Here is a 26,486-nt window from a genome sequence, read left to right on the forward strand (position 1 = left end):
CGGAATTTGTAGTACTCACCTTACTCAGCCGCCAACGGCCAAGCAGGTGCAGCCAACCCCCTCATCGCATTATTTGGAGAGAGCGCCATGCGCACTGTCATCTTGCGTCGTGGTCTGGTCGCACTGTTTGCTGCGGCTGTGTCCTTCGGCGCCATTGTTCAAGCCCAGGCCGCCGAGACCCTGCGGATCGGTTATCAGAAGTACGGCACGCTGGTGCTGCTCAAAGCCAAGGGCTCGCTGGAAAAACGCCTGGCCGCCCAAGGCGTGCAAGTGCAATGGACCGAGTTCCCCGGCGGCCCGCAGTTGCTCGAAGGCCTGAACGTCGGCGCCATCGACTTTGGCGTCACCGGCGAAACGCCGCCCGTGTTCGCCCAGGCGGCGGGTGCAGATTTGCTCTACGTCGCCTACGAGCCACCCGCACCGACCAGTGAAGCGATCCTGGTGCCCAAAGATTCGACGATCAAATCGGTGGCCGAGCTCAAGGGCAAGAAAATCGTGCTCAACAAAGGCTCCAATGTGCATTACCTGCTGGTACGTGCCCTGGAAGATGCCGGCCTCAAATACACCGACGTGCAAACCATCTTCCTGCCACCCGCCGATGCCCGCGCCGCGTTCGAGCGTGGCAGCGTGGACGCCTGGGTGATCTGGGACCCGTACCAGGCTGCCGCCGAAAAACAGCTGCAAGCCCGTACCCTGCGTGACGGCACCGGCATTGCCGACAACCATCAGTTCTACCTGGCCACCAAGCCCTACGCCACGCAGCACCCGGACGTGATCAAGGCGCTGGTGGAAGAAGTGCGCGCAGTGGGCGAATGGTCCAAGGCCAACCCTCAGGAAGTAACCGAACAAGTCGCACCGCTGCTCGGCTTGCCGGCGGACATCACCCTGACCTCGGTCAAGCGCCAAGGCTACGGCGCGCTGTTCCTGACCCCGGAAGTGGTCGCCGCCCAGCAGAAAATCGCCGACACCTTCTACCAGCTCAAATTGATCCCCAAACCCTTGAGCATCAAGGACGTGATCTGGACTCCACCCGCCGCCGTCGCCACAGCGCCGTAATCCGACTTCTTCAGGAGACAACTCCATGAGCCTCAATATTTTCTGGTTCCTGCCTACCCACGGTGACGGCCATTACCTTGGCACCGCCGAAGGCGCCCGCGCCGTCGATCACGGTTATCTGCAGCAAGTGGCCCAGGCGGCTGACCGCCTCGGTTTCGGCGGGGTGCTGATTCCTACCGGCCGCTCCTGCGAAGACTCGTGGCTGGTGGCCGCTTCGCTGATCCCGGTGACCCAGCGTTTGAAATTCCTTGTTGCGCTGCGCCCCGGGATCATTTCCCCAACAGTGGCCGCGCGACAAGCCGCGACCCTGGACCGTTTGTCCGGCGGGCGTGCTTTGTTCAACCTGGTCACCGGCGGTGATCCCGAAGAACTGGCCGGCGATGGTCTGTTTCTCAGTCACGAAGAACGCTACCAGGCCTCGGTGGAATTCACCCGCATCTGGCGCCGCGTGCTCGAAGGCGAAACCGTGGACTACGACGGCGAGCACATCAGCGTCAAAGGCGCCAAATTGCTCTATCCGCCGATCCAGCAGCCACGTCCGCCGCTGTACTTCGGCGGTTCCTCCGAAGCGGCCCAGGACCTCGCAGCCGAACAGGTGGAGATGGTGTTGACCTGGGGCGAGCCGCCAGCCGCGGTCGCAGAAAAGATTGCACAGGTGCGGGCCAAGGCCGAAAAACTCGGGCGTACCCTGCGTTTTGGCATTCGCTTGCATGTGATCGTGCGCGAAACCAACGAAGAAGCCTGGAAGGCCGCCGACAAGCTGATCTCCCATGTAGACGACGAAACCATCGCCCGCGCCCAGGCCTCGCTGTCGCGCTTTGATTCGGTGGGCCAGCAGCGCATGGCCGCCCTGCACGGCGGTAGCCGCGACAACCTCGAAGTCAGCCCAAACCTGTGGGCCGGCGTCGGCCTGGTGCGCGGCGGTGCCGGTACTGCACTGGTGGGCGATGGCCCAACCGTGGCGGCGCGGGTCAAGGAATACGCTGCGCTGGGCATCGACACCTTTATCTTCTCCGGTTACCCACACCTGGAAGAGTCGTATCGGGTTGCCGAGCTGTTGTTCCCGCACCTGGATATCGAGCGTCCCGAGCTGCCGAAAAGCGCCGGTTATGTGAGCCCGTTCGGCGAAATGGTCGCCAACGACATCCTTCCCAAAGCTGCGTCGCAGAGCTGAGGCGTAGTCATGAACTATGAAAAATTGAGCCATCGCGTCGCGCCTTGGGTGCTGCCGATCCTGTTGTTGGCGGTGTGGCAGCTGTCGGTGTCGGCGGGCTGGTTGTCGACGCGCATTTTGCCGGCGCCCAGCGCCGTGATCGAAGCGGGGGTCAACCTGGTACGCAGCGGCGAAATCTGGACACACCTGGCCATCAGCGGCTGGCGTGCGGGCCTGGGCTTTGTGATCGGTGGCAGCATCGGCCTGGCACTGGGCTTTATCACCGGCCTGTCGAAGTGGGGCGAGCGCCTGCTGGACAGCTCGGTGCAGATGATCCGCAACGTGCCGCACCTGGCGCTGATTCCGCTGGTGATTTTGTGGTTCGGCATTGACGAGACCGCGAAGATTTTCCTGGTCGCCCTCGGCACGCTGTTCCCGATCTACCTGAACACCTACCACGGCATCCGCAACGTCGACCCGGCGCTGGTGGAAATGTCGCGCAGCTACGGCCTGTCCGGTTTCAGCCTGTTCTGGCAAGTGATCCTGCCGGGCGCGTTGCCTTCGATTCTGGTGGGCGTGCGTTTTGCCCTGGGCTTTATGTGGCTGACGCTGATCGTGGCGGAAACCATCTCGGCCAGCTCCGGCATCGGTTACCTGGCGATGAACGCCCGCGAATTCCTGCAAACCGACGTGGTGGTACTGGCAATTGTGCTCTACGCAATCCTCGGCAAGCTTGCCGACCTCGCGGCGCGTGGCCTGGAACGTGTGTGGCTGCGCTGGCACCCGGCTTATCAAGTAAATAAAGGAGGTGCGGCATGACCGCTCAACAACCTCCGCGCCTGCTCAAGGGCATCCCGCTGGCGGTGCGCAAATTGCGCAAGTCCTTTGGTGCGCGGGAAGTACTCAAAGAGATTGATCTGCACATTCCGGCCGGCCAGTTCGTGGCCGTGGTTGGTCGCAGCGGCTGCGGCAAAAGTACCTTGCTGCGCCTGCTCGCAGGCCTGGACAAAGCCAGTGGCGGCGAGCTGCTGGCCGGCTCCGCGCCGTTGAACGAGGCGATTGAAGACACGCGGTTGATGTTCCAGGAAGCGCGTTTGCTGCCGTGGAAAAAGATCATCGACAACGTCGGCCTGGGCCTCAAGGGCAACTGGCGCCCCAAGGCATTGGAAGCGCTGGAGGCAGTGGGTTTGGCCGAGCGCGCCAATGAGTGGCCGGCGGCCTTGTCCGGTGGCCAGAAGCAACGTGTGGCCCTGGCTCGCGCGTTGATCCATCAACCGCGCCTGTTGCTGCTCGATGAGCCGTTGGGGGCGCTGGACGCCCTGACGCGCATCGAGATGCAGCAACTGATCGAAAACCTCTGGCAGAAGCACGGCTTCACCGTGTTGCTGGTCACCCACGACGTCAGCGAAGCCGTGGCGATTGCTGACCGCGTGATCCTGATTGAAGACGGCGAAATCGGCCTCGACCTGATCGTCGACCTGCCACGCCCGCGTGCCCGTGGCTCACATCGCCTGGCCGCGCTGGAAGCTGAAGTGCTTAACCGGGTGCTGTCGCTGCCAGGCTCGCCGCCGGAACCTGAACCTGTTTCACCGCTGCCTACGCAATTGCGTTGGGCTCAATAACTCATAGAGGAAAACCATCATGACTATCAAAGCCATCAACGTACGTAACCAGTTCAAAGGCACCATCAAGGAAATCGTCGAAGGCGACGTGTTGTCGGAAATCGACGTGCAGACCGCGTCCGGCATCGTGACGTCGGTGATCACCACTCGCTCGGTCAAAGAGCTGGAATTGGTGATTGGCAGCGAAGTGATTGCCTTTGTTAAGTCCACCGAGGTGTCGATCGCGAAGTTGTGATCGAATTTTGCGGTGCTCTTGATGCCGCCTTCGCGAGCAAGCCCGCTCCCACATTTGACCGAGTTCCAACTGTGGAATGCATTCAAATGTGGGAGCGGGCTTGCTCGCGAAGAGGCCGGCCCAGCCACCACCAGGCTCAGCGCTTAGGCAAATACGCCGGTAAATAAAGCCCCACATACGCATCAAATACCCGCATCCCTTCCTCGGCCATGCGCGGCGTAATCTGCCCATGTTGATGCACCGAACGCGCGTACACGCGGTCGCTCAACTCCAGCGCCAGCGCGAATACGTCCACGTCGGAGGGCAACGTCGGCACTTCGAAGTGGCGGTTGAACACTTCAAGCATCAAATCCCCCAGTTCCAAATCATGCTGACGGTCTGCCTGGGTCACTTCAGCAAGCCCGTGCTGCGCCAGGATCAACTGGCGTGCAGCCGCGTCGTTGCTGTAGATGCTGAGCATGCGTTGCTCGACGATAGAGGACAGGTCGCGCCACACCTTGAGTGAATCATGCTCGATGGGCGCCTGGATCGCGGCGCGGAAAGCGGCGTGTACATCGGCGGTCAGCGCCTCCAGCAACGCCGGCACGCTGGCGAAAAAGTGATACACCGACGACGGTGGGATCTGCGCCCGTTCGGCCACGCTGTAGATCGACAAACTCGCCACGCCTTCGCTCGCCAGCAAGGTGCGGGCGGCGTCGAGGATCGCATCGATCCGGGCCTGGCTGCGGGCGCGGGGTTTGCGAGGGGCGGCGGGGCGGGTGGGCATGGAAGTCTCCTACAAGGCAGAGGGCATTGTATGAGCACAGAAGTGTGTTGTCTGCCAGGCCGCCTTCGCGAGCAAGCCCGCACACACACTTGACCGAGTTCCAACGATGAAATGCAATCAAATGTGGGAGCTGGCTTGCCTGCGAAGAAGCCAACTCGGTCTCGAAAAGAAACCCATAAAAAAACGCCGCAGACCAACGTCAGCGGCGTTCCTTTAAAACTGCAACGGCTTACACAGTATGCAGGTACCAGTTGTACTCAAGGTCGGAGATGGAGTGTTCAAACTCTTCCAGCTCACTTTCCTTACAGGCGACGAAGATATCGATGTACTTGGGATCGATGTACTTGGCCATCACCTCGCTGTCGTCCAACTCACGCAATGCGTCGCGCAGGTTGTTCGGCAGACTCTGTTCGTTCTGCTCGTAGCTGTTGCCTTCCACCGGTGCGCCAGGCTCGATCTTGTTGGTAAGACCGTGGTGCACGCCCGCCAGGACCGAAGCCATCAGCAGGTAAGGGTTGGCGTCGGCGCCGGCCACGCGGTGTTCGATACGCACGGCATCGGAAGAGCCGGTAGGTACGCGAATCGCCACAGTGCGGTTATCCAGCCCCCAGCACGGCGAGTTCGGCACGTAGAACTGTGCGCCGAAACGACGGTAGGAGTTGACGTTGGGGCACAGGAACGCCATTTGGGCGGGCAGGGTCTCGAGCACACCGCCGATCGCGTGACGCAGTGCGGCGTTCTGCTCGGGATCCTCGCTGGCAAAAATGTTTTTGCCGTCCTTGTCCAAAATGGAGATGTGTACGTGCAAACCGTTGCCTGCCTGGCCTGGGTAAGGCTTGGCCATGAAGGTGGTGTCCATTTCATGGTCGTAGGCGATGTTCTTGATCAGGCGCTTGAGCAGTACCGCGTAGTCGCAAGCCTTGATCGGGTCGGCGACGTGGTGCAGGTTCACTTCGAACTGCGCCGGGGCACTTTCCTTGACGATGGCGTCAGCCGGGATGCCTTGCTCTTTGGCACCTTCCAGAATGTCCTGGAGGCAGTCGACGTATTCGTCGAGGTCGTCGATCAGGTAGACCTGTGTCGAGTGCGGGCGTTTGCCGGAGATCGGCGAGCGGGGCGGTTGTGGGCGGCCGTTCACGTTCTCCTGGTCGATCAGGTAGAACTCAAGCTCGAAGGCGGCGCAGATGGTCAGACCGAGGTCGTCAAATTTGCTTACAACTTGGCGGAGCACTTCGCGAGGATCGGCGAAGAAAGGTTCACCTTCAAGTTCGTGCATGGTCATCAGCAGTTGCGCGGTTGGGCGCTTTTGCCAGGGTTCATTGCATAGGGTGTCGGGGATTGGATAACAGATTCGGTCAGCATCACCGATGTCCAGACCCAGGCCGGTGCTTTCCACCGTCGAGCCGTTGATATCCAGGGCAAATAAAGAGGCAGGCAGGTTAATGCCCTTCTCGTAAACCTTGTGGAGGCTGGTGCGTTCGATGCGCTTGCCGCGCACCACACCATTCATATCCGCAATTAGAAGGTCTACGTACAGAACCTCAGGATGATCCTTAAGGAACGCGTTCGCTTCGTTAAGCTGAACGGCACGCGGGGGTACCGACATGATGCAACACCTTTGTTGTTAAAAATATCAATCATTGATCTTTTCTGGTTTCAGTCAACCCGAACGGCATGCCGAAGTCAAGCGAGGCCTTTTTTGCCCTAAAAAAGCGCCTTGAGGCCTTTTTTGGGGCTTTTTGGGGCGGTTTTTTGGGTTTGAAGGGCTTGGGACTAGCAGGCTAAAGCGGGCCGTGTTGTATTTTTTACGGGGGTGTTGTGTAAAAAAATGAACAAGGCTAAGCTCGATTCAAACCCATAACAGCAATAATACCGGGGTGCTTCATGTCTCGCCTGCCGTTAATCGGCGTCACCGCCTGCTCCAAACAGGTCGGTTTGCATGCTTATCACATCAGTGGCGACAAATACGTCCGTGCAGTCGCAGTCGCTGCCAAGGGCTTGCCATTGATCATTCCATCCTTGGGCGACTTGCTCGACCCGGCCAATATTCTTGACGGCCTGGATGGCATTCTCTTTACCGGCTCCCCCTCCAATATCGAACCCTTTCACTACGACGGTCCGGCCAGTGCGCCAGGGACTGCTCATGATTCTGCACGCGACCAGACCACCCTGCCGTTGCTGCGTGCCGCGATCGCGGCAGGCGTGCCGGTGCTGGGCATCTGCCGTGGCTTTCAGGAAATGAACGTGGCCTTCGGCGGCAGCCTGCACCAGAAGGTTCATGAAGTGCCGGGCATGATGGATCACCGCGAAGACGAGACCCAGCCGTTGGACATCCAGTACGGCCCGGCGCACGCAGTGGCGATTACCCCTAATGGGGTATTGGCAGGCCTGGGTTTGCCGCCGACGATCCAGGTCAATTCGATTCACAGCCAGGGCGTTGACCGCCTGGCGCCCGGTATGCAGGTCGAGGCGACCGCACCTGATGGGTTGATCGAAGCTTTTTCTTACAGTGCAGGCAAGGCTTTTGCTTTAGGAGTGCAATGGCACCCCGAATGGCAGGTAAGCTCTAACCCGCACTACCTCGCGATCTTCCAGGCCTTTGGCTCGGCTTGTCGAAAGCGGGCGATGCAACGCGACGCGGATGCTGCGTCAAACAACGCCTGACCTTTAATGGATGTCAGGAAACACAGCCCAGAGGCATTTATGAGTAACAACCTCGACCAGCTCACCGATTGGTTGAAAGACCACAAGATCACAGAAGTCGAATGCATGATTGGCGACCTCACGGGCATCACCCGGGGCAAGATCTCGCCGACCAACAAGTTCATCGCCGAAAAAGGCATGCGCCTGCCCGAGAGTGTTCTGTTGCAGACCGTGACCGGCGACTATGTCGAAGACGACATCTATTACGAACTGCTCGACCCGGCCGACATCGACATGATCTGCCGCCCCGACCAGAACGCGGTATTCCTGGTGCCTTGGGCCATCGAGCCGACCGCCCAGGTGATCCACGACACCTACGACAAGCAAGGCAACCCCATCGAGCTGTCGCCGCGCAACGTGCTCAAGAAGGTACTCAAGCTCTATTCCGACAGGGGCTGGCAGCCAATCGTGGCGCCGGAGATGGAGTTCTACCTGACCAAGCGCTGCGAAGACCCGGACTTCCCGCTGCAACCGCCGATTGGCCGTTCCGGTCGCCCGGAGACAGGTCGCCAATCCTTCTCTATAGAAGCCGCCAACGAATTCGACCCGTTGTTCGAAGACGTCTACGACTGGTGCGAGTTGCAGGAGCTGGACCTCGACACCCTGATTCACGAGGACGGCACGGCGCAGATGGAAATCAACTTCCGTCACGGCGATGCCCTGTCCCTGGCCGACCAGATCCTGGTGTTCAAGCGCACCATGCGTGAAGCGGCGCTCAAGCACAACGTAGCCGCCACCTTTATGGCCAAGCCAATGACCGGCGAGCCGGGCAGCGCGATGCACTTGCACCAGAGCATCATCGACATCGCCACCGGCAAGAACGTCTTCTCTAATGAAGACGGGACCATGAGCCAGCTGTTCCTCAACCACATTGGCGGCCTGCAGAAATTCATCCCGGAATTGCTGCCGCTGTTTGCCCCCAACGTGAACTCGTTCCGCCGCTTCCTGCCCGACACCTCGGCGCCGGTCAACGTGGAATGGGGCGAAGAAAACCGCACCGTCGGCCTGCGCGTACCGGATGCCGGCCCGCAGAACCGCCGCGTCGAAAACCGCCTGCCAGGCGCCGACGCCAACCCGTACCTGGCAATTGCCGCCAGCTTGCTGTGTGGCTACATCGGCATGGTCGAAGGCCATAACCCAAGCGCACCTGTAGTGGGCCGTGGTTACGAGCGCCGCAACCTGCGCCTGCCGTTGACCATCGAAGACGCCCTGGAGCGTATGGAAAACAGCAAGACCATCGAGAAGTACCTGGGGCAAAAATTCATCACAGGCTACGTCGCGGTCAAGCGGGCCGAGCATGAAAACTTCAAGCGCGTGATCAGTTCGTGGGAGCGGGAATTCCTGCTCTTCGCCGTCTGATGCGCCGGGCGTGCGGGGCAACCTGCGCGCCCTTCACCGAAAAAGTCTAGGAGACCGGTATGTCCAGCAACAACCCGCAAACCCGTGAATGGCAAGCCTTGAGCAATGATCACCACCTGGCGCCGTTCAGCGACTTCAAGCAATTGAAAGAGAAAGGCCCACGGATCATCACCAAAGCCCACGGCGTTTATCTGTGGGACAGCGAAGGCAACAAGATCCTCGACGGCATGGCCGGCCTGTGGTGCGTGGCGATCGGTTACGGTCGCGATGAACTGGCTGACGCCGCCGCCAAACAGATGAAAGAACTGCCGTACTACAACCTGTTCTTCCAGACCGCCCACCCGCCGGTGCTGGAGTTGGCCAAAGTCATTTCCGAGGTCGCGCCTGCCGGCATGAACCACGTGTTCTTTACCGGTTCCGGCTCCGAAGGCAACGACACCATGCTGCGCATGGTCCGCCATTACTGGGCGATCAAGGGCCAGCCGAACAAGAAAACCATCATCAGCCGCAAGAATGGCTACCACGGCTCCACCGTGGCCGGCGCCAGCCTGGGCGGCATGACTTATATGCATGAACAGGGCGACTTGCCGATCCCGGGCATCACCCATATCGCCCAGCCGTACTGGTATGGCGAAGGCGGCGACATGAGCCCGGAAGAGTTCGGGATCTGGGCTGCCAACCAGCTGGAAGAAAAGATTCTGGAACTGGGCGTGGACAACGTCGGTGCCTTTATTGCCGAGCCGATCCAGGGGGCCGGTGGCGTGATCGTGCCGCCTGAGACCTACTGGCCGCGCATCAAGGAAATTCTCGCCAAGTACGACATCCTGTTCGTCGCCGATGAAGTGATCTGCGGTTTCGGCCGTACCGGCGAATGGTTCGGCAGCGATTTCTACGACCTTAAGCCCCACATGATGACCATCGCCAAGGGCTTGACCTCGGGTTACATCCCCATGGGCGGCCTGATCGTGCACGACGACGTGGTTGCCGTGCTCAATGAAGGCGGCGATTTCAACCACGGCTTCACCTATTCCGGTCACCCGGTGGCCGCCGCCGTGGCCCTGGAAAACATCCGCATCCTGCGCGATGAAAAAATCATTAAGCGTGTGCACGACGAAGCGGCACCGTATTTGCAAAAGCGTCTGAGGGAACTGGCTGATCACCCGTTGGTGGGTGAAGTTCGCGGTGTGGGCATGCTCGGGGCGATTGAGCTGGTGCAGGACAAGGCCACGCGCAAACGTTACGAAGGCCGGGGTGTGGGCATGATCTGCCGCACGTTCTGCTTCGAGAACGGCCTGATCATGCGTGCCGTGGGCGACACCATGATCATTTCGCCGTCGCTGGTGATCAGCAACGCGGAAATCGACGAGCTGGTGACCAAGGCTCGCCATTGCCTGGACCTGACTTTGGCGGCATTGCAGGGCTAAGTGCTAGGCTCAGAACGCAGCGGCTTTCGGGCGCTGCATTCTGAGCAGCTATAAATGAGGCTTTGGTTGAAAGCCGGCCTCGGAACTTGCCAGACTGTCGCCCTGTTTTGTTGCCCTTTAGACGGGCCGCTTAACACTGTAAGAACGTGGCCCAAAAAAGAAAAATTGGAGCATCACCAAATGAAGGCATTAGGTTTGAAGAACGCTGGCAAGACCCTCCTCGCCTTGTCCCTGTTGGGCGCAATGGCGGGCGCGGCCCAGGCAGACGATAAAGTCCTGCACGTGTACAACTGGTCCGACTACATTGCACCGGACACCATCGCCAACTTTGAAAAAGAGTCAGGCATCAAGGTGGTGTACGACGTTTTTGACAGCAACGAGACCCTCGAAGCCAAGTTGCTGGCAGGCAAGTCCGGTTATGACATCGTCGTACCGTCGAACAACTTCCTCGCCAAGCAGATCAAGGCCGGCGTCTATCAGGAGCTGGACAAGTCCAAGCTGCCTAACTACGGCAACCTGAACACATCCCTGCTTAAAGCCGTGTCGGTCAGCGACCCGGGCAACAAGCACGCCTTCCCGTACATGTGGGGCTCGATCGGTATCGGCTACAACCCGGAGAAGGTCAAGGCTGCACTGGGTATCGACAAGATCGACTCGTGGGACGTGCTGCTCAAGCCTGAGAACATCGCCAAGCTCAAAAGCTGTGGTGTGAGCTTCCTTGATTCGCCAACCGAAATGCTGCCGGTGGCGCTGCACTACCTGGGTCTGCCGACCGATACCCAGAAGAAAGACGACCTCAAGAAAGCTGAAGACTTGTTCCTCAAGCTGCGCCCATCGATCGGCTACTTCCACTCGTCCAAGTACATCTCGGACCTGGCCAACGGCAACATCTGTGTAGCCGTGGGTTACTCGGGTGACATCCAGCAGGCCAAGTCCCGCGCGGCTGAAGCCGGTGGCAAGGTCAAGGTGGCCTACGACATTCCGAAAGAAGGCGCCGGTAGCTTCTTCGACATGGTCGCCATCCCTAAAGATGCCGAAAACGTCGACGCCGCCTACAAGTTCATGAACTACCTGCTCAAGCCGGAAGTCATGGCCTCGATCACCAACAGCGTGCGTTTCCCGAACGGTAACGAGAAGGCTACCGCATTGGTCGACAAAGACATCACCAGCGACCCGGGCATCTACCCGCCAGCTGATGTGCAGGCCAAGCTCTACGCCATTGCTGACTTGCCGGCTGCAACCCAGCGTGAAATGACACGCAGCTGGACCAAGATCAAGTCTGGTAAGTAAGCCTTAAAAGCTGTGGGAGTGGCTTGTGTGGGAGCGGGCTTGCTCGCGAAGACGGTGTGTCAGCCAGCGGATGTATCAACTGATACTCCGCTTTCGCGAGCAAGCCCGCTCCCACATAGCCCGTTCACACAAATTAAATGACAGAAAGTTTTGCCGGATCGGTTTATCGAGGGTAAGTTGCGCGCCGGTTTTGTTGCCGGGCAACAACTTTAAGGCCCAACTATTTAAGAGGACCTCCACTTGCCAATTTCTTTATTTCGCAAAGCCATGCTGGTGGGTGCAGGTATCACGCTGGCTGTGAGCGTGCAGGCCGCACCGACGGTGCATATTTATAACTGGTCGGACTACATTGGCCCGGACACCCTGGCCAATTTTGAAAAGGCGACAGGCATCAAGCCCGTGTATGACGTGTTTGATTCCAACGAAACCCTGGAAGGCAAGTTGCTCGCCGGTCGTACCGGTTACGACGTGGTGGTGCCGTCCAACCATTTCCTCGGCAAGCAGATCAAGGCCGGGGCGTTCCAGAAGCTCGACAAGTCATTGCTGACTCATTATTCCAACCTCGACCCGGTGCTGCTCAAGCGCCTGGAAAAGAACGACCCGGGTAACCAGTACGCCGTACCGTACCTGTGGGGCACCAACGGCATCGGTTACAACGTCGACAAAGTCAAAGAAGTGCTGGGCGTCGACCATATCGATTCCTGGGCCGTGCTGTTCGAACCGGAGAACATGAAGAAACTCGCCACCTGTGGCGTTTCGTTCATGGATTCGGCCGATGAAATGCTGCCGGCGGTGCTCAACTACATGGGCCTGAACCCCAACAGCACCAACCCCGAAGACTACAAGAAGGCCGAAGCGAAGCTGCTCAAAGTGCGGCCCTACGTGACCTATTTCCATTCTTCCAAATACATCTCGGATCTGGCCAACGGCAACATTTGCGTGGCGGCCGGTTTCTCCGGTGATGTGTTCCAGGCCAAGGCCCGTGCGGCCGAGGCTGGCAAAGGCGTGAACATCGCCTACACGATTCCCAAAGAAGGCGGCAATTTGTGGTTTGACGTGCTGGCGATCCCGGCGGATGCCACCAACGTCAAAGAGGCCCACGCCTTCATCAACTATTTACTGCAACCTGAGGTGATCGCTCAGGTCAGTGATCAGGTCGGTTATGCCAACCCTAACCCAGGGGCGGACAAACTGATGGAGCAATCGATACGCACTGACGCAGCGGTTTACCCACCGCAGGCGGTTCTCGACCGGACGTTCGTCAACTTCGAGCTACCCCCGAAAGTGCAACGTTTAATGACCCGTAGCTGGACCAAGGTCAAGACGGGCAAGTAAAGCTCAAACTATCCAAGGTTTCGCCCGTCTTGGGCGAACCTCAAATTTTGTTGGGAGTTTCGTAAATGGCAGTTGCCTCCGGCGCCTATAAGAAAGCCCTCGAGGGCGACCAGACACCGAAAAAGGTGTTGGTCAAAATCGACCGGGTCACGAAGAAGTTCGACGAGACGATTGCCGTGGACGATGTGTCCCTGGAAATCAAAAAAGGCGAGATCTTCGCCTTGCTCGGCGGATCGGGTTCGGGCAAATCCACCCTGCTGCGCATGCTCGCAGGCTTCGAGCGCCCAACGGAAGGTCGCATCTACCTCGACGGTGTGGACATCACCGACATGCCGCCCTACGAGCGGCCGATCAACATGATGTTCCAGTCCTACGCCTTGTTCCCACACATGACTGTGGCGCAGAACATCGCCTTCGGCCTGCAACAGGACAAGATCCCCAAGGCTGAAGTCGACGCCCGCGTGGCCGAGATGCTCAAGCTGGTGCAGATGAGCCAGTACGCCAAGCGCAAGCCGCACCAGCTGTCCGGTGGCCAGCGTCAGCGTGTGGCGTTGGCACGCTCGTTGGCCAAACGCCCGAAACTGCTGCTGCTCGATGAGCCGATGGGCGCATTGGACAAAAAACTGCGTTCGCAGATGCAGCTGGAACTGGTGGAAATCATCGAGCGCGTAGGCGTGACCTGCGTGATGGTGACCCACGACCAGGAAGAGGCCATGACCATGGCCGAGCGCATCGCGATCATGCACCTGGGCTGGATCGCGCAGATCGGCAGCCCGATCGATATCTACGAAACCCCAACCAGCCGCCTGGTGTGCGAGTTCATCGGCAACGTCAACATCTTCGACACCCAAGTGGTGGACGACGCCGAAGGCCACGCGGTGCTCAAGTGCCCGGATCTGGACCGCGACATCTACGTGGGCTACGGCATCGCCACCTCGGTGGAAGACAAGTCGGTGACCTATGCGATCCGCCCGGAAAAACTGCTGGTCACCACCGAAATGCCGACCTGCGAGCACAACTGGTCCAGCGGCAAAGTGCACGACATCGCCTACCTGGGCGGCCACTCGGTGTTCTACGTGGAACTGCCGAGCGGCAAGCTGGTGCAGTCTTTCGTGGCCAACGCCGAACGCCGTGGCCAGCGCCCAACCTGGGGTGACCAGGTGTACGTGTGGTGGGAAGACGACAGCGGCGTGGTGCTTCGCTCATGAACATGAAAAAGCTCAAGCGCCAGCTGCAACGAATAACACCCGGTGGCCGGCATGTGGTCATCGGGATCCCTTTCCTCTGGCTGTTCCTGTTTTTTGCGTTGCCGTTCTTCATCGTCCTGAAGATCAGCTTTGCCGAAGCCGACGTCGCGATCCCGCCTTACACCGAGATCTACACCTTCGTTGAGCAAAAGCTGCAACTGGTGCTCAACCTGGGCAACTACGCGATGCTCGGCGACGATGAGTTGTACATCGCCGCCTACCTGGGCTCGCTGAAGATGGCGTTTTTCAGCACCGTGCTGTGCCTGCTGATCGGCTACCCGATGGCCTACGCCATCGCCAGCGCCCGCAAAGAGATGCAGACCGTGCTGGTGCTGCTGATCATGATGCCGACCTGGACCGCGATCCTGATCCGCGTGTATGCGTGGATGGGCATTCTCAGCAACAACGGCTTGCTCAATGGCTTCCTGATGTCCATCGGGCTGATCAACGAGCCGTTGCAGATCCTCAACACCAACATTGCGGTGTATATCGGCGTGGTCTATTCGTACCTGCCGTTCATGATCCTGCCGCTGTACGCCAACCTGGTCAAACACGACCAGAGCCTGCTGGAAGCCGCGTCCGACCTGGGTTCGAGCACCTTCAACAGCTTCTGGAAAATCACCGTGCCGCTGTCCAAGAACGGCATCATCGCCGGCTGCATGCTGGTGTTTATCCCGGTGGTGGGCGAGTTCGTGATTCCTGAACTGCTTGGCGGTCCGGAAACCCTGATGATCGGTAAAGTGCTGTGGCAAGAATTCTTCAACAACCGTGACTGGCCGGTGGCGTCTGCCCTGGCGGTGGTGATGCTGGCGATCCTGATCGTGCCGATCATCCTGTTTAACCGCAGCCAAGCCAAAGAGATGGAGGGCAAGATATGAAGCGCTTCAGTTTCTCGAGTTTCATGCTGGTGGCGGGGTTGCTGTTCATCTACCTGCCGATGCTGATCCTGGTGATCTACTCGTTCAACGAATCCAAACTGGTGACGGTGTGGGGCGGTTGGTCGATCAAGTGGTACGTGGGCCTGCTGGACAACACCCAGTTGATGGGCTCGGTGGCCCGCTCGCTGGAAATTGCCTGCTACACCGCCGTTGCGGCGGTGGCGTTGGGCACGCTGGCGGCGTTCGTGCTCACCCGTATCAGCCACTTCAAGGGCCGCACGCTGTTCGGTGGCCTGGTGACTGCGCCATTGGTGATGCCCGAAGTGATCACCGGTCTGTCGCTGTTGCTGCTGTTTGTGGCCATGGCGCAGATGATCGGCTGGCCCCAGGAGCGTGGCATCGTCACCATCTGGATCGCCCACACCACCTTCTGTGCGGCGTACGTGGCGGTGGTGGTATCGGCGCGCTTGCGTGAGCTGGACCTGTCGATCGAAGAAGCGGCGATGGACTTGGGCGCGCGGCCATGGAAGGTGTTCTTCCTGATCACCATCCCGATGATCGCGCCATCCCTGGCGGCGGGCGGCATGATGTCGTTCGCGCTGTCGCTGGACGACCTGGTGCTGGCCAGCTTCGTGTCGGGCCCGGGTTCGACGACGTTGCCGATGGAAGTGTTCTCGGCGGTGCGTCTGGGGGTTAAACCCGAGATCAACGCCGTGGCCAGTTTGATTCTGCTGGCGGTGTCGCTGGTGACCTTCCTGGTGTGGTTCTTCAGCCGTCGGGCCGAAGAGATGCGCAAGAAGGCGATTCAACAAGCCATCGAAGAAGCGGCGGCAGACGGTTGGCAGCAACCCGACAAGCGTCGGGCGCCTGCGCCGGTCTAACTGGCGCAACACGTAAACAATGTGGGAGCTGGCTTGCCTGCGATAGCGGTGTGTCAGTCGACGGATGAGTCGACTGACATGGCCTCATCGCAGGCAAGCCAGCTCCCACATTTGATTGCATTTCAAGTCAGCTATGCAGCCCAAGGCGATTTGCGAATCACCTCGACAAAGCTCATCGGCTTGAACCCTGGCTCCTGATCCACCAGCACATCGGTCTTCACGTTGCCAAACGTGGTCTGCGGACGATGACGCAAGCCGTCGGCAAACGCGCAGATGATGCACTCCTTGAACCCTTCGCCGCGTGGATGCGCATGCACCACGGCTTCGCGCTGCACGCTGGAAAAGGCGGCGTAGTCCATGCCCAGCACGTCCATCTCAACGCCTGCGGTCACCAGTGCCACAGTCGGGCGCAAATGCTGCGGCACGCCTGGCGTGGTGTGCAGGGCGATCGACAACCAGACTTGTTCGATATCGTCATCGCTCAGCCCGTAAGGCTTGAGGAACGCGGCCGCTGCGTTGGCGCCGTCCACTTCGAAACGCTCGTTGTCACTGCGATGGCCTTCAACCAGGCCCAGGTCGTGGAACATGGCGCCGACGTAAAGCAGCTCGGGGTTATAAGCCAACTGCTTGCGCTCACCGCTCAACGCGCCGAACAGGAATACACGGCGCGAGTGGTGGTAAAGCAAGTCGGATTCGACGTCGCGGATGTATTCGGTGGCGGCCTTGGCCAGGGCGCTATCCGGGATCTGGATGCCGGCAATGGAGTTGCTCATGGTCGTTCTCCTCAACAAAGCGCCGGGGGTGGCGCCGATGAGTGAAGTCTGGTCGCGTACCCGCGAAGGAGCTATCGCAGCGAGGGTGCGATGTCGGCCAATGTGGCGCCATATCGCGCCAGTCTGAATACTCTCTGAGGCTTGAGTAGATCAAATGTGGGAGCGGGCTTGCTCGCGAAAGCGGTATGTCAGTTAATACATGTGTCGACTGAACAACCGCTTTCGCGAGCAAGCCCGCTCCCACAGGGGTTTTGCATTTATTCAGTTAAAAAAGGTAGTTGTGAGCATGGGCAAAACCATCGCCATCCTGATCTTCCCTGGCGTCCAGTCACTGGACGTGACCGGCCCCATGGATGTGTTCTGCGAGGCCAACCGTTTTCTGCCGCCCGAAGACCATTATCAGCTTGAAGTGATCGGCCTGAGCCACGGCACGATGGCCGCCTCTAACGGCCTGTTATTGCAGGCCCACAGACATTACTGCGATGCCTTGCAAGCCTATGATCTGTTGCTGGTCGCTGGTGGCCCGCAGTTGCCTTTTGAGGATTTCGGCGCGCAGTTCGATGATTGGCTACGCGGTGCCGCCTCTCGCGCACAGCGTTTCGGCTCGATCTGCAATGGCGCCTTCATGCTGGCGCGCGCCGGGTTGCTGGATGGCAAAACCGTCACCACACACTGGAACGATGCCGCCGACCTGGCGCGCCTGTGCCCCTCGGCCCAGGTCGATGCCGACCGGCTCTACGTGCAGGACGGCAATCTCTACACCTCGGCGGGCGTCACGGCCGGCATCGACCTGTCGCTGTACCTGCTGGCCCAGGACCATGGCCCGGAAGTCGCGTTGAGCGTGGCCAAGCGCCTGGTGGTGTTCACCCAGCGCGCGGGTGGGCAGTCGCAGTTCAGCCCATTCCTCACGCCCCACGCCGAAAGCACCTCGGCGGTGGCGTTGGTGCAGTTGTACGTGCTGGCGAACCTGACCGGGGATTTGGGTATTGCTGACTTGGCCAAGGCTGCCAATATGAGTGCGCGCAACTTCTCTCGGGTGTTTGCCCGTGAAGCGCGCATAACCCCCGCCGAGTTCGTCGAGCGGGCGCGGGTGGACGCGGCGCGGGTGATGCTCGAAAGCAGCCCCGCACCGCTGAAAACCGTGGCCTACCAATGCGGCTTTCGTGACGCCCAGCACATGCGCAGTGTGTTCAACCGCCGGCTGGGCGTTACGCCGCAACAGTTCCGGCTTAACTTTGCGGCGCCGGTGTGAGCGTGTCGTAGGCTTCCAGCGCGCGCAGCGAATAGATATACGCAGCGCCGGCATTCATCGAGATGGCGGTGGCAAGCGTGGCGGCCACTTCTTCGCGGGACGCACCGGCCTTGATCGCCGCGTCGGCATGCACACCGATGCAACCGTCGCAACGCGTGGTGATGGCCACGGCGATGGAAATCAGTTCACGGGTCTTGGCGTCGAGTACATTGTTTTCCTCGGCAGCCTCGCCCAGCGCCATGTAGGCTTTGACCATCTTCGGGTTGCTCTTGCCCAGCGCGCCAAAGGCTTTCTTCACGGTAGGCAGCAAGTCGGACCAGTTATTGAACATTGCGGTAACTCCTGAACGGGTTGGGTGTGAAGCCAGTGTGCGCGGTTCAGGTTTGGCGCTTTTGTTCGATCCACTCACCTTTTTGACCGATGCTCGCAAATGAACTCCATCGACACCTTGATCGCGTTGGCCAACCTGCGTGGCAGCCTGGACCTGCGCTGCCAGTTCCAGGGCGCGTGGGCCATGGACCACGAGCCTGAGCCACTGGGCGTGGCGCCGTATCACATCGTGCTGGCGGGCACCTGCCACGCCGAGTTGTCGGGCGGCCAGCAGGTGACGCTGGAGGAGGGCGACATCCTGTTGATGCCCGGTGGCGCGACGCATCTGGTGCGCAGCCAGGGCGCGCGGGTAAAGCCGGTGGCGCAAACCATCATCGAGGGCGGCCTGTTGCCGATCCACCGCCTGGGAGGCGAGCAGCCGGACGTGGACATGCTCTGCGGCAGCTTTCGCTACAACCGCCAGTCGTTGTTGCTCAGTGCGTTGCCGGACTACCTGGTGGTGTCCAGCCGTGAGTGGCAGGGCGACGGGCAATTGGCAGCGCTGATTGCCTTGTTGCGCAGCGAAGCGGACGGCCAGCAACTGGGCGCACGCTCGTTTATCGACGCCCTGTCGCAAGCCTTGTTCACCCTGATCCTGCGCACCTGGCTGGCCCGCCAGGCGCCGGTGGCAGGCACCTTTGCCTTACTCGCCGACAAACGCCTGAGCAAAGCCTGGCAGGCGATGCTGGCCGAGCCCGGCCATGAGTGGACCATCGACAGCCTGGCGGCGGCAGCCAACATGTCGCGGGCCACTTTCATGCGGGCGTTTGTGAAAGTCGCGGGTGTGTCGCCGTGGGTGCTGCTGACCCAGCTGCGCATGGAGCTGGCGTTTAACCTGCTGCGCCAGTCGCGCCTGAGCCTGCTGGATATCGCCGCCCAGGTGGGTTATCAGTCCCAGGCGGCGTTCAGCAAGAAGTTCAAGGAAACCTACGGCGAGGCGCCAGGGCGAATGCGAGCAAGCCCGCTCCCACATTGACCGCATTCTTCCAGCACTATTTTCTCGCAGGCAACAGCTTCAGCGTGCCACGGGTATTCGCCGTCACTTCCTCATCACTGAAATGCGCCTGCTCGTACCCACCCTCGATATAGGTTTCGGCCTGGTCGCCATAGTGCGAGTCAAACGGCACGCCGCTTTGCCCCACGGGGTTGATAGTCAACGCATGGGCCGGGTCGGCAAAGTCGATCAGGCGGCGCGTCGATGGGCCATAGGTCACGGGCCACGGCGCAGGGCCGATCATGGCCGATTGGTTATTTGGCACCTCGTGGGTGCCGGGCGCCGGGAATGGGCCGACGTTGAATATCATGTCCAATGGCTTCTGCATGCCCAGCGGGTGGCCGTGGGTCAGGGTGTGGGCTTTGCCCCACTGCCATTGCGACGGGTCATCGCCAAAGGTGGCCTTGAGGTGCGCGAGGCTGTTGTCCCAGGCGAGTTTTACCGTGTCGGCGCGCTTGCCGTTCCACCACGGCGAATCCGCTGAGGCGGCCAGGCGTGGCAGCGCCGCGTCGATCACCCGCGTGGTGATCAGGGTTTTGAACATCGCATCGCCCAGTTTCGGGTGGAAGGCCGCGTCGGTGAGGTTGAACAGGAACTGGTTGAACAGCGTGGCACTGGTGGAGTCCAGCGGATAGTCGCCTTTCCAGCTTGCAAGCTGCTCCACCAGTTTCAACTGCGCCGGGTCTTTGACCACTTCACGCAGCACCGGCAACAGCGGCGCCAGCAGGCGTGGGCCGTAGGCGGTGGTGGTGCCCAGTTGCAAGGCCTGGCTGTTGTTCACGTCCCACTTCACGCTTTTGTCGCTCAACTGCGTGTTCAACTGCTGGCCGCGATCGGCGAGGTTGTAGTAACCGGGGATCTCCATGCCAGTGGGCGAGGCCGGCTGGGCGTTGGCCGACACCACGTAGCCACGGGCCGGGTTTTCTTCCTGGGGGTTGGCGCTGAACGGGTAGAAGCCCAGCTTGTCGGCTTGGGCGGTACTGCCGTCGAGAATAAACGCCGGGTTCACGCCAGCGGGGCGGATTGGCAACTGCGCCGCCGCCCACCAGCCGATATCACCCTTGGCATTCGCCCACACGATATTCAGGCCCGGCGCCGCAACCTTGGCCGCCGCCGCACGTACTTTGGCCAGGGTGTCGGCGCGGTTGAGTTCGTAGAAGCCTTCGAGAATCGGGTCTTCGGTGTCGAGGAACGCCCACCACATGGCAATCGGCGTGCTGCCGGCATTCTCGCCCAGCACATCATTGATGATCGGGCCGTGGGGCGACTGACGCAGGGTGAGCGTCACCGGCGCCTGGCCCTTGACCGCAATCTGCTGTTCGCTGCTGGTTAGGTTGACCCATTGGCCGTGGTACCAGACCTGGTTAGGGTTGTCCGGGTTGACCTTTTCGGCGATCAGGTCGAGGTCATCGTTCTGGAACATGGTCAGGCTCCAGCCGAAATCCAGGTTGTGTCCCAAAAACGCCACCGGTACCAATGCGTTGTGATAGCCGTACAGCTCAAAGCCCGGCGCCGACAACTGCGCCTCGTACCACACCGACGGCACCGAGAAACGGATATGCGGGTCACCCGCCAGCAACGGCTTGCCGCTTTTGGTGCGGCTGCCGCTGATGGCCCAGGCGTTGCTGCCTTCGAACTGCGGCAAGCCATTGTCGGCCAGGGCCTTGTCGCTCAAGGCGGCGAGGGCGCCGAGGGAGTTCCAGTCGCTGGCTGCCAGGTTCAGCGCGCCTTTGGGCTGCCAGTCGAGGTCGAAGACTTTCAGGTAGTCGCTGCCCAGTTGGTCGCGCACGTAAGTCAGCAGCGGCTCGGTACGAAACGCGGCAGCAAAGCTGTAGGCCATATACCCGGCGACACTGATGGTGTCCTCAGCGGTGAAGCGTCGTTTAGGGATGCCCAGCACGTCAAACTCCATGGGGCTGGCGTGGCTGTCCTGATATTGGTTGATGCCGTCCAGGTAGGCTTGCAAGGCCTTCCAGGCTGCCGAATCGTGATCCATGTGCTCGACGTAGCTCAAGGCGCGCTCGCGTATGCGCAGGCTGCGAAACAGCTTGTCGGTCTCCAGCACTTTCGGCCCGAGCACCTCGGCCAGCTCGCCACGGGCCAGGCGCCGCATGATCTCCATCTGGAACAGCCGGTCTTGGGCGTGTACATAGCCGAGGGCGCGATACAGGTCGGTCTCGTTTTCGGCGCGAATGTGCGGCACGCCCCGGTCGTCATAGCGCACCGTCACCGCGCCTTGCAGGTTGGCCAGTGTCTCGGTGCCCTGGCGGGTCGGTTGCTTGCTGTAGACATACCAGCCAGCGCCGGCCAAGAGGGCGGCAATCAGGATAGCGAGCACGGTCAGGCTGCGTTTCATGGACGGTCCTTGAGTCAGTCACCTTGAAGGTCAACGGAGTCTAATCGGTTTGGTGAGCAGTGCGGGAATTGCTGATACGCCGTTGTGACAGCCGAGGTTCAAGTGGCGAATGTGTCGACTACGCTACTATTGCGCCGGTCATCTTTGAGCTTTTTTCCATGACTTGCGCCACGCCACCTCTCCCAGACTCCAGCCGCTCCGAGGCTGCCTACGCGTGCTGCCTGGAAGCGCCATCGCTGATCGGCCGTTTCTTGCAGCACCCGCCGGTGGGCTTTGACGCGCGGCTGTCCGACCAGGGCCTGCCGTACTTCTTTACGCCGTTCGACCTGCTGACCACCGCCGAAGACGCGTTTGTGGAACGTGTGCGCGGCTGGCCGGGGTTCGGTTTGTGGCGTTCGTGGCTGCGTATCGACAGCTGTTTCGTCGGCACCACGGTCAGTGAATATTCGCCATTGCCCCGCAACGTGCCGCCCCAGGACCTCGCGCAGTGGCTGCAAGAAGAATGCGCGCCGCAGTGCAAACTTACCGTCGTCAAAGATGTGCCCTGCGACTCGCCGCTGCTGAGCGAGGCGGATAACCGCTACGCCCAAGCCTTGATCGAGGACTGCACCCGGCGCGGCTTTATCAGCCTGGAAGGCCAGGCGCTGGCCTACGTGCCAATCAATTTCAGCAGCATCGACGAGTACCTGGCGCGCTTGTCCCACAGCCGTCGGCGCAATATCCGGCGCAAACTGCGCAGCCGCGAGGCGTTGCGAGTGGAAGTCCTGAACACTGGCGATGCGCGCTTCAACGATGAGGCCTGGCTTGCGCAGTTGTACGCCCTTTACAAAGCGGTGTACGACCAAAGCGAGATCCATTTCGACCTGCTGACCCCGGCGTTTTTCCGCAGCTTGTTACAGGACGCCGCCAGCAACGGGCGGGTGTTCTGCTACTGGCACTGCGACGAACTGATCGGCTACAACCTCTGCTATGTGGAGGGCGACAAGCTGCTCGACAAATACATCGGGCTCAACTACCCGCAGGCGTTGGAGTTCAACCTGTACTTCGTCAGCTGGTTTGTGAACCTGGAATACGCCGTGGCCAATGGGCTGAAATTTTACGTGGCGGGCTGGACCGACCCGCAGGTCAAGGCCAGCCTCGGCGCCGACTTTACCTTCACTCGTCATTTGGTCTGGATCCGCAACCCGCTGCTGCGCAAGCTCGGCAACCGTTTCCGCCATTACTTTGAAAGCGACGCGCAGTGGCAGCAGGAGAAACCCGAATGAGCCAGGACCGCGCACCGCTGATCCTCGATTTCGACAGTGCCGTGAGTGATATTCCCGGCGCGATCACCTTGCCCCTGCAGGCCTGGCAGGAAAAAATCCGCTTCGGTTGCCGCTGGGCGCAGTTCAAGGAACTGGAAACTGCCCTGCACGCGCAGATGCCCAGCGATTACGGCTGTGTGTTCACCGGCAGCGGCGATTATCACCACCTCAGCCAACTGCTGCTGAACCGCCTGCCGACGCAGCAGAAGTTCCAGCTGATCATTTGCGACAACCACCCCGACAACATGCGCTACCCGTTCGGTATCCATTGCGGCTCATGGGTTTACTGGGCCAGCCGTTTGCCCCAGGTCGAGCATGTGCATGTGTTGGGCATCGGTTCCCAGGACATTGGCCTGGGCCACGCCTGGGAGAATCACTGGTCGCCGCTGCTCAAGCGCAAGCTGACTTACTGGAACGTCAACGTCGACACACGCTGGATGAACTGGATCGGCGCCGGGCGCAGCAACCGTGCGTTCAGCAACGCCGATGAGCTGATGCGTGCGTTCCTGGCGCAGTTCGACCGTTCGCTGCCGGTTTACCTGTCCATCGACAAAGACGTGCTGAGCCCCGAAGTGGTCAACACCAATTGGGACCAGGGCGAGTTCCTGGAGCAGCATTTGAACGACCTGATCGACGCTTGCCAGGGCCGGATTCTCGGTGCGGACATCACCGGCGATGTGTCGGCTTACCACTATGAGAGCAAGTTCAAACGCTGGTTGAGTGCCTCCGATGGCCAGGAAGAACTGCCGCCGGCGCAGGTGCAGATCTGGCAAGCACAACAGAACGAGCTGAATGGCCGTTTAGTCGCCCGTATCAACCAGGGTTGGCGAGAATAGCTTGTAGCCGGACGAATACGCTTTCGAAGTGTTCGTCCGTCAGCCAATGGCTGTTGCTGATCGACAGGGTGCGGCTGGCAAACGCCTGGGCCTGGCTAATATCGCCGCCCGGTTGCAACAGCGGGGCGACGGCGGGGTAGTCCGGCAAGGTGTGGATAAACAGGCGCGTCACGCCCAGCCCGGAGGTCCACAGTTGCGTCATGGCGGCATCACGCGCCTGTGCAGACGGCATTAGCACCATCAAAAACGGCCAGGTGCCTTGCTGCCCCAGCCGGTCCATGATCACCGCGACGCCGGGCAAGTCATTCAAGCGGGCCGCCCGGCGTAAGGCGCGGCTACGGCCTTGCTGCAAGTACTCGGGCAAGCGCGCCAGTGCGGCGGCGCCGACCTTCTGCCGATAACCGCCGAGGCGGTGCAGCGGGATATCGTTGACCAAAAAATCATCGCCCACGGCGCCCACTTCATCGCCCTGTGCCAGCGCCGTGCGCAAGGCTTTGCCATACACGTAGTGCAAGCCGCGCGGTTGATAAAGCAGCGCGTAACCCCAGAGTTCGGCGCTGCGTTGCAGCTCCCAGCGCAGGCTGAACGGCAGGTCCTGCGCGCACTGGCGGTGTAGCGCCTGATGCAGCACCGGGTCGCGGCTGAACAGCACGCCGCCTTCGGCCGTGGTCAGGCCTTTGCCCAGCGCCAGGCTGAAAAAACCCACATCACCTTTAAGCCCGACGCTGCGGCCATCGTCGAGGGCGCCGAGTGCTTGGGCGGCGTCTTCGATCACCACGGCGCCGACTGACTCGGCAATACGCTTGGCGGCGTCTACATCCGCCACGCGCCCGGCCAAGTGGGTGACCACTACGGCCAGGGTGCTGTCGTCGCACAGCTGCTGGAGGTGTTGCTCGTCGAGGTCAATGCTGGCGGGCTGCAAATCACAGGGCACCACCCGCAATGGCGGGCAGTAATGCGCGGCCAATGCCACCAGCGGGCAGGTGTACGCCGGCACAATCAGCCGAGTGCGGCCGGGCATGCGCTGCTGCAACACGCGCAGGGCGATGATCAGCGCGGCGGTGCCGGAGCAGGGCAGTGCAGGCAATGGAATCGAAAACTGGCGGGCCAGCGACTGGGCAAGGTCGCCCGATAGGCTGAGCAAATCCCGCCCGCGCAAGGGCAGGCCGGCGGTGGGCGGGATTTCTTTGTTCATGACACCAGTGGCTGCGAAGGTTCGGCCTCGACGGTTTTGCTCTCTTTGTCTTCACTGCGCGCCAGGCACAGGATGCCCGCGATGATCAGCGCGCCGCCGATGATTTTCGGCCAGGTCAGGGTGTCATCGAACAGCCAGACCGAGATCAGCGTGACGCTGATCAGCTCCAGGTGCGAGGCGGCAAACGCCGGGCCTACCGGCGCGTACTTGAGCAAGGTCATCCAGGTGAAAAAGGCGCCGATATAGCCGACAAAGGCGCCGTAGATCCACGGCGCGCCAAACACGCGCGCCAGCCAGGCGACATCCATGGTCAACGGTTCGGCATGCACCGAGGCGAATTTGAAACTGACCTGCGCCAAGGTGTCGAAAATGATCAGCGCGAGAAAACCCAGGATGTAAAAACGTTTCATCATTCAAACCCTACGACGGTCACGCCACAGGCGATCAGCATGATGCCGATCAACCGCCATTTGCTCAGGCTTTCCTTGAACAGGAAACGCCCGGCAATCATGATCACCACGATGTTGATCGAACCCAGCATCACGCCGACCGACAACGGCACCAGCGTGAGAAACGCCAGCCACAACACGAATTCGAAGACATAGCAGATCACCCCAAGCCAGATCCATGGTCGCTTGAGCATGTGCTTCCAGTGGGCGAGGCCGTCATGCTCGGCGCTGGCCGAGGCGGCGGCTTTGAACGCGAGTTGGCCGGACGTATCGACGATAACGTTGAGCATCCAGAGGATGATGGTTAACTGGCTCATGGAGTCTCGTGTCTGCTTGCAATGTCACTGGACGCTTACAATACAGGAGCCTGCCGGCCAGGTTATCGGAGTTTGCCGGTCGAACAGCCAGCGTTCAGTTTGACGCCTTGCTCCACTGGCAATAGCAACCCACCGCCAGGGTGTGGGTGGCATCGACCTCGCGCCCGGCCTCCAGGGCTTTGAGGATAGGCTCGATAAAACTGTTGCTCGAATTGCACGTCAGCCCTTCGCTGTACGGCCCGAAATACGCGAGTTTGCCGCTGCGATCCCAGATGCCGACAGCCGGCGTCGCCGGCACTTGGTCGGCGCCGAGCAGGGCATTGAGCGGTTTCATCTTGCGCAAGTTGTCGGGCAGTTGGCCGTGGCTGCCGGCCTTTTGCAGGGCGTAGAACTCGACGCCTTGGGGCGCGTATTGCTCGATCAGCTCGCCCAGGTGCTGCTGGTTGCCGACGTTGCAGGGGCAGGCCGGGTCCCAGAAGTGCACCAGGCGAATCGGGCCTGGGCCTGCCAGTTCGGCGGGCAGGCGCAGCGCATCACCGGAAAACACCGCAGTGTGTTCGCTGAATGCGCGCAAATAGCGGCCCTGGAACCAGTCATAAGCCGCCCACATCACACCGGCGCAGATGACCAACAGCAGGCCGGCAAACAAGGCAGAGCGGTAGGGTTGTCGCATTCGGAACTATCCTCGAAGG

26 protein-coding genes are annotated in these 26,486 nt (G+C 60.5%); 17 read left to right on the top strand and 9 right to left on the bottom strand.

Annotated features, from left to right (window positions below):
• Positions 1–87: 87 nt before the first annotated feature.
• From FFI16_RS28180 to FFI16_RS28200, 5 genes are read left to right on the top strand one after another with little or no spacing between them, the layout of a single operon-like run.
• Positions 88–1,056 carry a sulfonate ABC transporter substrate-binding protein gene (locus FFI16_RS28180; RefSeq protein WP_138813397.1) on the top strand — a complete coding sequence of 323 codons (969 nt, stop codon included), beginning with the start codon at positions 88–90 and terminating at the stop codon, positions 1,054–1,056.
• A 25-nt stretch (positions 1,057–1,081) separates the two neighbouring features.
• Positions 1,082–2,230, top strand: a complete 1,149-nt coding sequence (gene ssuD, locus FFI16_RS28185) for an FMNH2-dependent alkanesulfonate monooxygenase (protein WP_138813398.1) — start codon at positions 1,082–1,084, stop codon at positions 2,228–2,230.
• A 9-nt stretch (positions 2,231–2,239) separates the two neighbouring features.
• Positions 2,240–3,028, top strand: a complete 789-nt coding sequence (gene ssuC / locus FFI16_RS28190; protein WP_056860735.1) for an aliphatic sulfonate ABC transporter permease SsuC — start codon at positions 2,240–2,242, stop codon at positions 3,026–3,028.
• The gene (ssuB, locus tag FFI16_RS28195) at positions 3,025–3,831 is read left to right on the top strand and encodes an aliphatic sulfonates ABC transporter ATP-binding protein (RefSeq protein ID WP_138813399.1); all 807 of its coding nucleotides are present in this window, start codon (positions 3,025–3,027) and stop codon (positions 3,829–3,831) included. Before ssuC ends, ssuB begins: the two co-directional genes overlap by 4 nt.
• A gap of 19 nt (positions 3,832–3,850) precedes the next feature.
• Positions 3,851–4,066 carry a molybdopterin-binding protein gene (locus FFI16_RS28200; protein WP_003213899.1) on the top strand — a complete coding sequence of 72 codons (216 nt, stop codon included), beginning with the start codon at positions 3,851–3,853 and terminating at the stop codon, positions 4,064–4,066.
• 136 nt (positions 4,067–4,202) lie between these two features.
• On the opposite strand, the gene FFI16_RS28205 is transcribed toward FFI16_RS28200, so the two are convergent.
• A complete protein-coding gene (locus FFI16_RS28205; RefSeq protein ID WP_138813400.1) occupies positions 4,203–4,832 on the bottom strand; it encodes a TetR/AcrR family transcriptional regulator in 630 nt (209 codons plus the stop codon).
• Positions 4,833–5,061: 229 nt separating this feature from the next.
• Positions 5,062–6,438, bottom strand: coding sequence for a glutamine synthetase family protein (locus FFI16_RS28210; RefSeq protein ID WP_003213894.1), 1,377 nt, complete (start codon positions 6,436–6,438; stop codon positions 5,062–5,064).
• A 278-nt stretch (positions 6,439–6,716) separates the two neighbouring features.
• Between FFI16_RS28210 and FFI16_RS28215 the strand changes: the two genes are divergently transcribed.
• The 8 genes from FFI16_RS28215 to FFI16_RS28255 all read left to right on the top strand — a co-directional run bounded on the left by FFI16_RS28215 (position 6,717) and on the right by FFI16_RS28255 (position 15,949).
• On the top strand, positions 6,717–7,496 hold the full coding sequence (locus FFI16_RS28215; RefSeq protein WP_138813401.1) for a gamma-glutamyl-gamma-aminobutyrate hydrolase family protein: 780 nt from the start codon (positions 6,717–6,719) through the stop codon (positions 7,494–7,496).
• A gap of 39 nt (positions 7,497–7,535) precedes the next feature.
• Entirely contained in the window at positions 7,536–8,894 is a 1,359-nt protein-coding gene (locus FFI16_RS28220; protein ID WP_017139534.1) for a glutamine synthetase family protein, read from the top strand.
• Positions 8,895–8,953: 59 nt separating this feature from the next.
• Positions 8,954–10,318 (top strand): aspartate aminotransferase family protein, encoded by a 1,365-nt coding sequence (locus FFI16_RS28225; protein WP_138813402.1) that lies wholly within the window; start codon positions 8,954–8,956, stop codon positions 10,316–10,318.
• Between the two features lie 195 nt (positions 10,319–10,513).
• The gene (locus tag FFI16_RS28230; RefSeq protein ID WP_138815331.1) at positions 10,514–11,608 is read left to right on the top strand and encodes a polyamine ABC transporter substrate-binding protein; all 1,095 of its coding nucleotides are present in this window, start codon (positions 10,514–10,516) and stop codon (positions 11,606–11,608) included.
• Positions 11,609–11,848: 240 nt separating this feature from the next.
• A complete protein-coding gene (locus tag FFI16_RS28240) occupies positions 11,849–12,943 on the top strand; it encodes a polyamine ABC transporter substrate-binding protein (protein ID WP_138813403.1) in 1,095 nt (364 codons plus the stop codon).
• 65 nt (positions 12,944–13,008) lie between these two features.
• On the top strand, positions 13,009–14,151 hold the full coding sequence (locus FFI16_RS28245) for an ABC transporter ATP-binding protein (RefSeq protein ID WP_003195240.1): 1,143 nt from the start codon (positions 13,009–13,011) through the stop codon (positions 14,149–14,151).
• On the top strand, positions 14,148–15,068 hold the full coding sequence (locus FFI16_RS28250; RefSeq protein ID WP_138813404.1) for an ABC transporter permease subunit: 921 nt from the start codon (positions 14,148–14,150) through the stop codon (positions 15,066–15,068). The genes FFI16_RS28245 and FFI16_RS28250 overlap by 4 nt, the downstream gene beginning before the upstream one ends.
• A complete protein-coding gene (locus FFI16_RS28255) occupies positions 15,065–15,949 on the top strand; it encodes an ABC transporter permease subunit (protein ID WP_056860728.1) in 885 nt (294 codons plus the stop codon). The genes FFI16_RS28250 and FFI16_RS28255 overlap by 4 nt, the downstream gene beginning before the upstream one ends.
• 131 nt (positions 15,950–16,080) lie before the next feature.
• Here FFI16_RS28255 and FFI16_RS28260 read toward each other — a convergent pair whose 3' ends face one another.
• Entirely contained in the window at positions 16,081–16,722 is a 642-nt protein-coding gene (locus tag FFI16_RS28260) for an HD domain-containing protein (protein ID WP_138813405.1), read from the bottom strand.
• A gap of 286 nt (positions 16,723–17,008) precedes the next feature.
• Here FFI16_RS28260 and FFI16_RS28270 point away from each other — a divergent pair, with 286 nt between their 5' ends.
• Positions 17,009–17,974: a GlxA family transcriptional regulator gene (locus FFI16_RS28270; protein ID WP_138813406.1), complete on the top strand. Its 966-nt coding sequence runs from the start codon at positions 17,009–17,011 to the stop codon at positions 17,972–17,974.
• Here the strand turns inward: FFI16_RS28270 and FFI16_RS28275 are convergent.
• A complete protein-coding gene (locus FFI16_RS28275; protein ID WP_138813407.1) occupies positions 17,952–18,305 on the bottom strand; it encodes a carboxymuconolactone decarboxylase family protein in 354 nt (117 codons plus the stop codon). The two genes, FFI16_RS28270 and FFI16_RS28275, sit on opposite strands and share 23 nt — an antisense overlap.
• 99 nt (positions 18,306–18,404) lie before the next feature.
• Here FFI16_RS28275 and FFI16_RS28280 point away from each other — a divergent pair, with 99 nt between their 5' ends.
• A complete protein-coding gene (locus FFI16_RS28280) occupies positions 18,405–19,319 on the top strand; it encodes an AraC family transcriptional regulator (protein ID WP_138813408.1) in 915 nt (304 codons plus the stop codon).
• A gap of 16 nt (positions 19,320–19,335) precedes the next feature.
• On the opposite strand, the gene FFI16_RS28285 is transcribed toward FFI16_RS28280, so the two are convergent.
• Positions 19,336–21,693, bottom strand: a complete 2,358-nt coding sequence (locus tag FFI16_RS28285; protein WP_138813409.1) for a penicillin acylase family protein — start codon at positions 21,691–21,693, stop codon at positions 19,336–19,338.
• A 158-nt stretch (positions 21,694–21,851) separates the two neighbouring features.
• Between FFI16_RS28285 and FFI16_RS28290 the strand changes: the two genes are divergently transcribed.
• Both FFI16_RS28290 and FFI16_RS28295 read left to right on the top strand, forming a co-directional pair.
• Positions 21,852–22,958, top strand: coding sequence for a GNAT family N-acetyltransferase (locus tag FFI16_RS28290; protein WP_138813410.1), 1,107 nt, complete (start codon positions 21,852–21,854; stop codon positions 22,956–22,958).
• On the top strand, positions 22,955–23,833 hold the full coding sequence (locus tag FFI16_RS28295; RefSeq protein WP_138813411.1) for a hypothetical protein: 879 nt from the start codon (positions 22,955–22,957) through the stop codon (positions 23,831–23,833). Before FFI16_RS28290 ends, FFI16_RS28295 begins: the two co-directional genes overlap by 4 nt.
• Here the strand turns inward: FFI16_RS28295 and FFI16_RS28300 are convergent.
• From FFI16_RS28300 to FFI16_RS28315, 4 genes are all read right to left on the bottom strand, one after another.
• Positions 23,811–25,028, bottom strand: a complete 1,218-nt coding sequence (locus FFI16_RS28300) for a DegT/DnrJ/EryC1/StrS family aminotransferase (RefSeq protein ID WP_138813412.1) — start codon at positions 25,026–25,028, stop codon at positions 23,811–23,813. The two genes, FFI16_RS28295 and FFI16_RS28300, sit on opposite strands and share 23 nt — an antisense overlap.
• Positions 25,025–25,438, bottom strand: a complete 414-nt coding sequence (locus FFI16_RS28305; protein ID WP_017139520.1) for a multidrug efflux SMR transporter — start codon at positions 25,436–25,438, stop codon at positions 25,025–25,027. Before FFI16_RS28305 ends, FFI16_RS28300 begins: the two co-directional genes overlap by 4 nt.
• Complete coding sequence (locus FFI16_RS28310) at positions 25,438–25,794, bottom strand: EamA family transporter (RefSeq protein ID WP_026013873.1); 357 nt, start codon at positions 25,792–25,794, stop codon at positions 25,438–25,440. The genes FFI16_RS28305 and FFI16_RS28310 overlap by 1 nt, the downstream gene beginning before the upstream one ends.
• A 94-nt stretch (positions 25,795–25,888) precedes the next feature.
• Complete coding sequence (locus FFI16_RS28315; protein WP_138813413.1) at positions 25,889–26,467, bottom strand: DUF6436 domain-containing protein; 579 nt, start codon at positions 26,465–26,467, stop codon at positions 25,889–25,891.
• Positions 26,468–26,486: the final 19 nt, after the last annotated feature.

Source organism: Pseudomonas sp. KBS0710 (assembly GCF_005938045.2).
GTDB lineage: Bacteria > Pseudomonadota > Gammaproteobacteria > Pseudomonadales > Pseudomonadaceae > Aquipseudomonas.

What these genes read in the sequence shown, in the direction of transcription:
- FFI16_RS28180 (WP_138813397.1), top strand. Translation starts at nt 88, where the DNA reads ATGCGCACTGTCATCTTGCGTCGTGGTCTGGTCGCACTGTTTGCTGCG.
- ssuD (WP_138813398.1), top strand. Translation starts at nt 1,082, where the DNA reads ATGAGCCTCAATATTTTCTGGTTCCTGCCTACCCACGGTGACGGCCAT.
- ssuC (WP_056860735.1), top strand. Translation starts at nt 2,240, where the DNA reads ATGAACTATGAAAAATTGAGCCATCGCGTCGCGCCTTGGGTGCTGCCG.
- ssuB (WP_138813399.1), top strand. Translation starts at nt 3,025, where the DNA reads ATGACCGCTCAACAACCTCCGCGCCTGCTCAAGGGCATCCCGCTGGCG.
- FFI16_RS28200 (WP_003213899.1), top strand. Translation starts at nt 3,851, where the DNA reads ATGACTATCAAAGCCATCAACGTACGTAACCAGTTCAAAGGCACCATC.
- FFI16_RS28205 (WP_138813400.1), bottom strand. Translation starts at nt 4,832, where the DNA reads ATGCCCACCCGCCCCGCCGCCCCTCGCAAACCCCGCGCCCGCAGCCAG.
- FFI16_RS28210 (WP_003213894.1), bottom strand. Translation starts at nt 6,438, where the DNA reads ATGTCGGTACCCCCGCGTGCCGTTCAGCTTAACGAAGCGAACGCGTTC.
- FFI16_RS28215 (WP_138813401.1), top strand. Translation starts at nt 6,717, where the DNA reads ATGTCTCGCCTGCCGTTAATCGGCGTCACCGCCTGCTCCAAACAGGTC.
- FFI16_RS28220 (WP_017139534.1), top strand. Translation starts at nt 7,536, where the DNA reads ATGAGTAACAACCTCGACCAGCTCACCGATTGGTTGAAAGACCACAAG.
- FFI16_RS28225 (WP_138813402.1), top strand. Translation starts at nt 8,954, where the DNA reads ATGTCCAGCAACAACCCGCAAACCCGTGAATGGCAAGCCTTGAGCAAT.
- FFI16_RS28245 (WP_003195240.1), top strand. Translation starts at nt 13,009, where the DNA reads ATGGCAGTTGCCTCCGGCGCCTATAAGAAAGCCCTCGAGGGCGACCAG.
- FFI16_RS28250 (WP_138813404.1), top strand. Translation starts at nt 14,148, where the DNA reads ATGAACATGAAAAAGCTCAAGCGCCAGCTGCAACGAATAACACCCGGT.
- FFI16_RS28255 (WP_056860728.1), top strand. Translation starts at nt 15,065, where the DNA reads ATGAAGCGCTTCAGTTTCTCGAGTTTCATGCTGGTGGCGGGGTTGCTG.
- FFI16_RS28260 (WP_138813405.1), bottom strand. Translation starts at nt 16,722, where the DNA reads ATGAGCAACTCCATTGCCGGCATCCAGATCCCGGATAGCGCCCTGGCC.
- FFI16_RS28270 (WP_138813406.1), top strand. Translation starts at nt 17,009, where the DNA reads ATGGGCAAAACCATCGCCATCCTGATCTTCCCTGGCGTCCAGTCACTG.
- FFI16_RS28275 (WP_138813407.1), bottom strand. Translation starts at nt 18,305, where the DNA reads ATGTTCAATAACTGGTCCGACTTGCTGCCTACCGTGAAGAAAGCCTTT.
- FFI16_RS28280 (WP_138813408.1), top strand. Translation starts at nt 18,405, where the DNA reads ATGAACTCCATCGACACCTTGATCGCGTTGGCCAACCTGCGTGGCAGC.
- FFI16_RS28285 (WP_138813409.1), bottom strand. Translation starts at nt 21,693, where the DNA reads ATGAAACGCAGCCTGACCGTGCTCGCTATCCTGATTGCCGCCCTCTTG.
- FFI16_RS28290 (WP_138813410.1), top strand. Translation starts at nt 21,852, where the DNA reads ATGACTTGCGCCACGCCACCTCTCCCAGACTCCAGCCGCTCCGAGGCT.
- FFI16_RS28295 (WP_138813411.1), top strand. Translation starts at nt 22,955, where the DNA reads ATGAGCCAGGACCGCGCACCGCTGATCCTCGATTTCGACAGTGCCGTG.
- FFI16_RS28300 (WP_138813412.1), bottom strand. Translation starts at nt 25,028, where the DNA reads ATGAACAAAGAAATCCCGCCCACCGCCGGCCTGCCCTTGCGCGGGCGG.
- FFI16_RS28305 (WP_017139520.1), bottom strand. Translation starts at nt 25,438, where the DNA reads ATGAAACGTTTTTACATCCTGGGTTTTCTCGCGCTGATCATTTTCGAC.
- FFI16_RS28310 (WP_026013873.1), bottom strand. Translation starts at nt 25,794, where the DNA reads ATGAGCCAGTTAACCATCATCCTCTGGATGCTCAACGTTATCGTCGAT.
- FFI16_RS28315 (WP_138813413.1), bottom strand. Translation starts at nt 26,467, where the DNA reads ATGCGACAACCCTACCGCTCTGCCTTGTTTGCCGGCCTGCTGTTGGTC.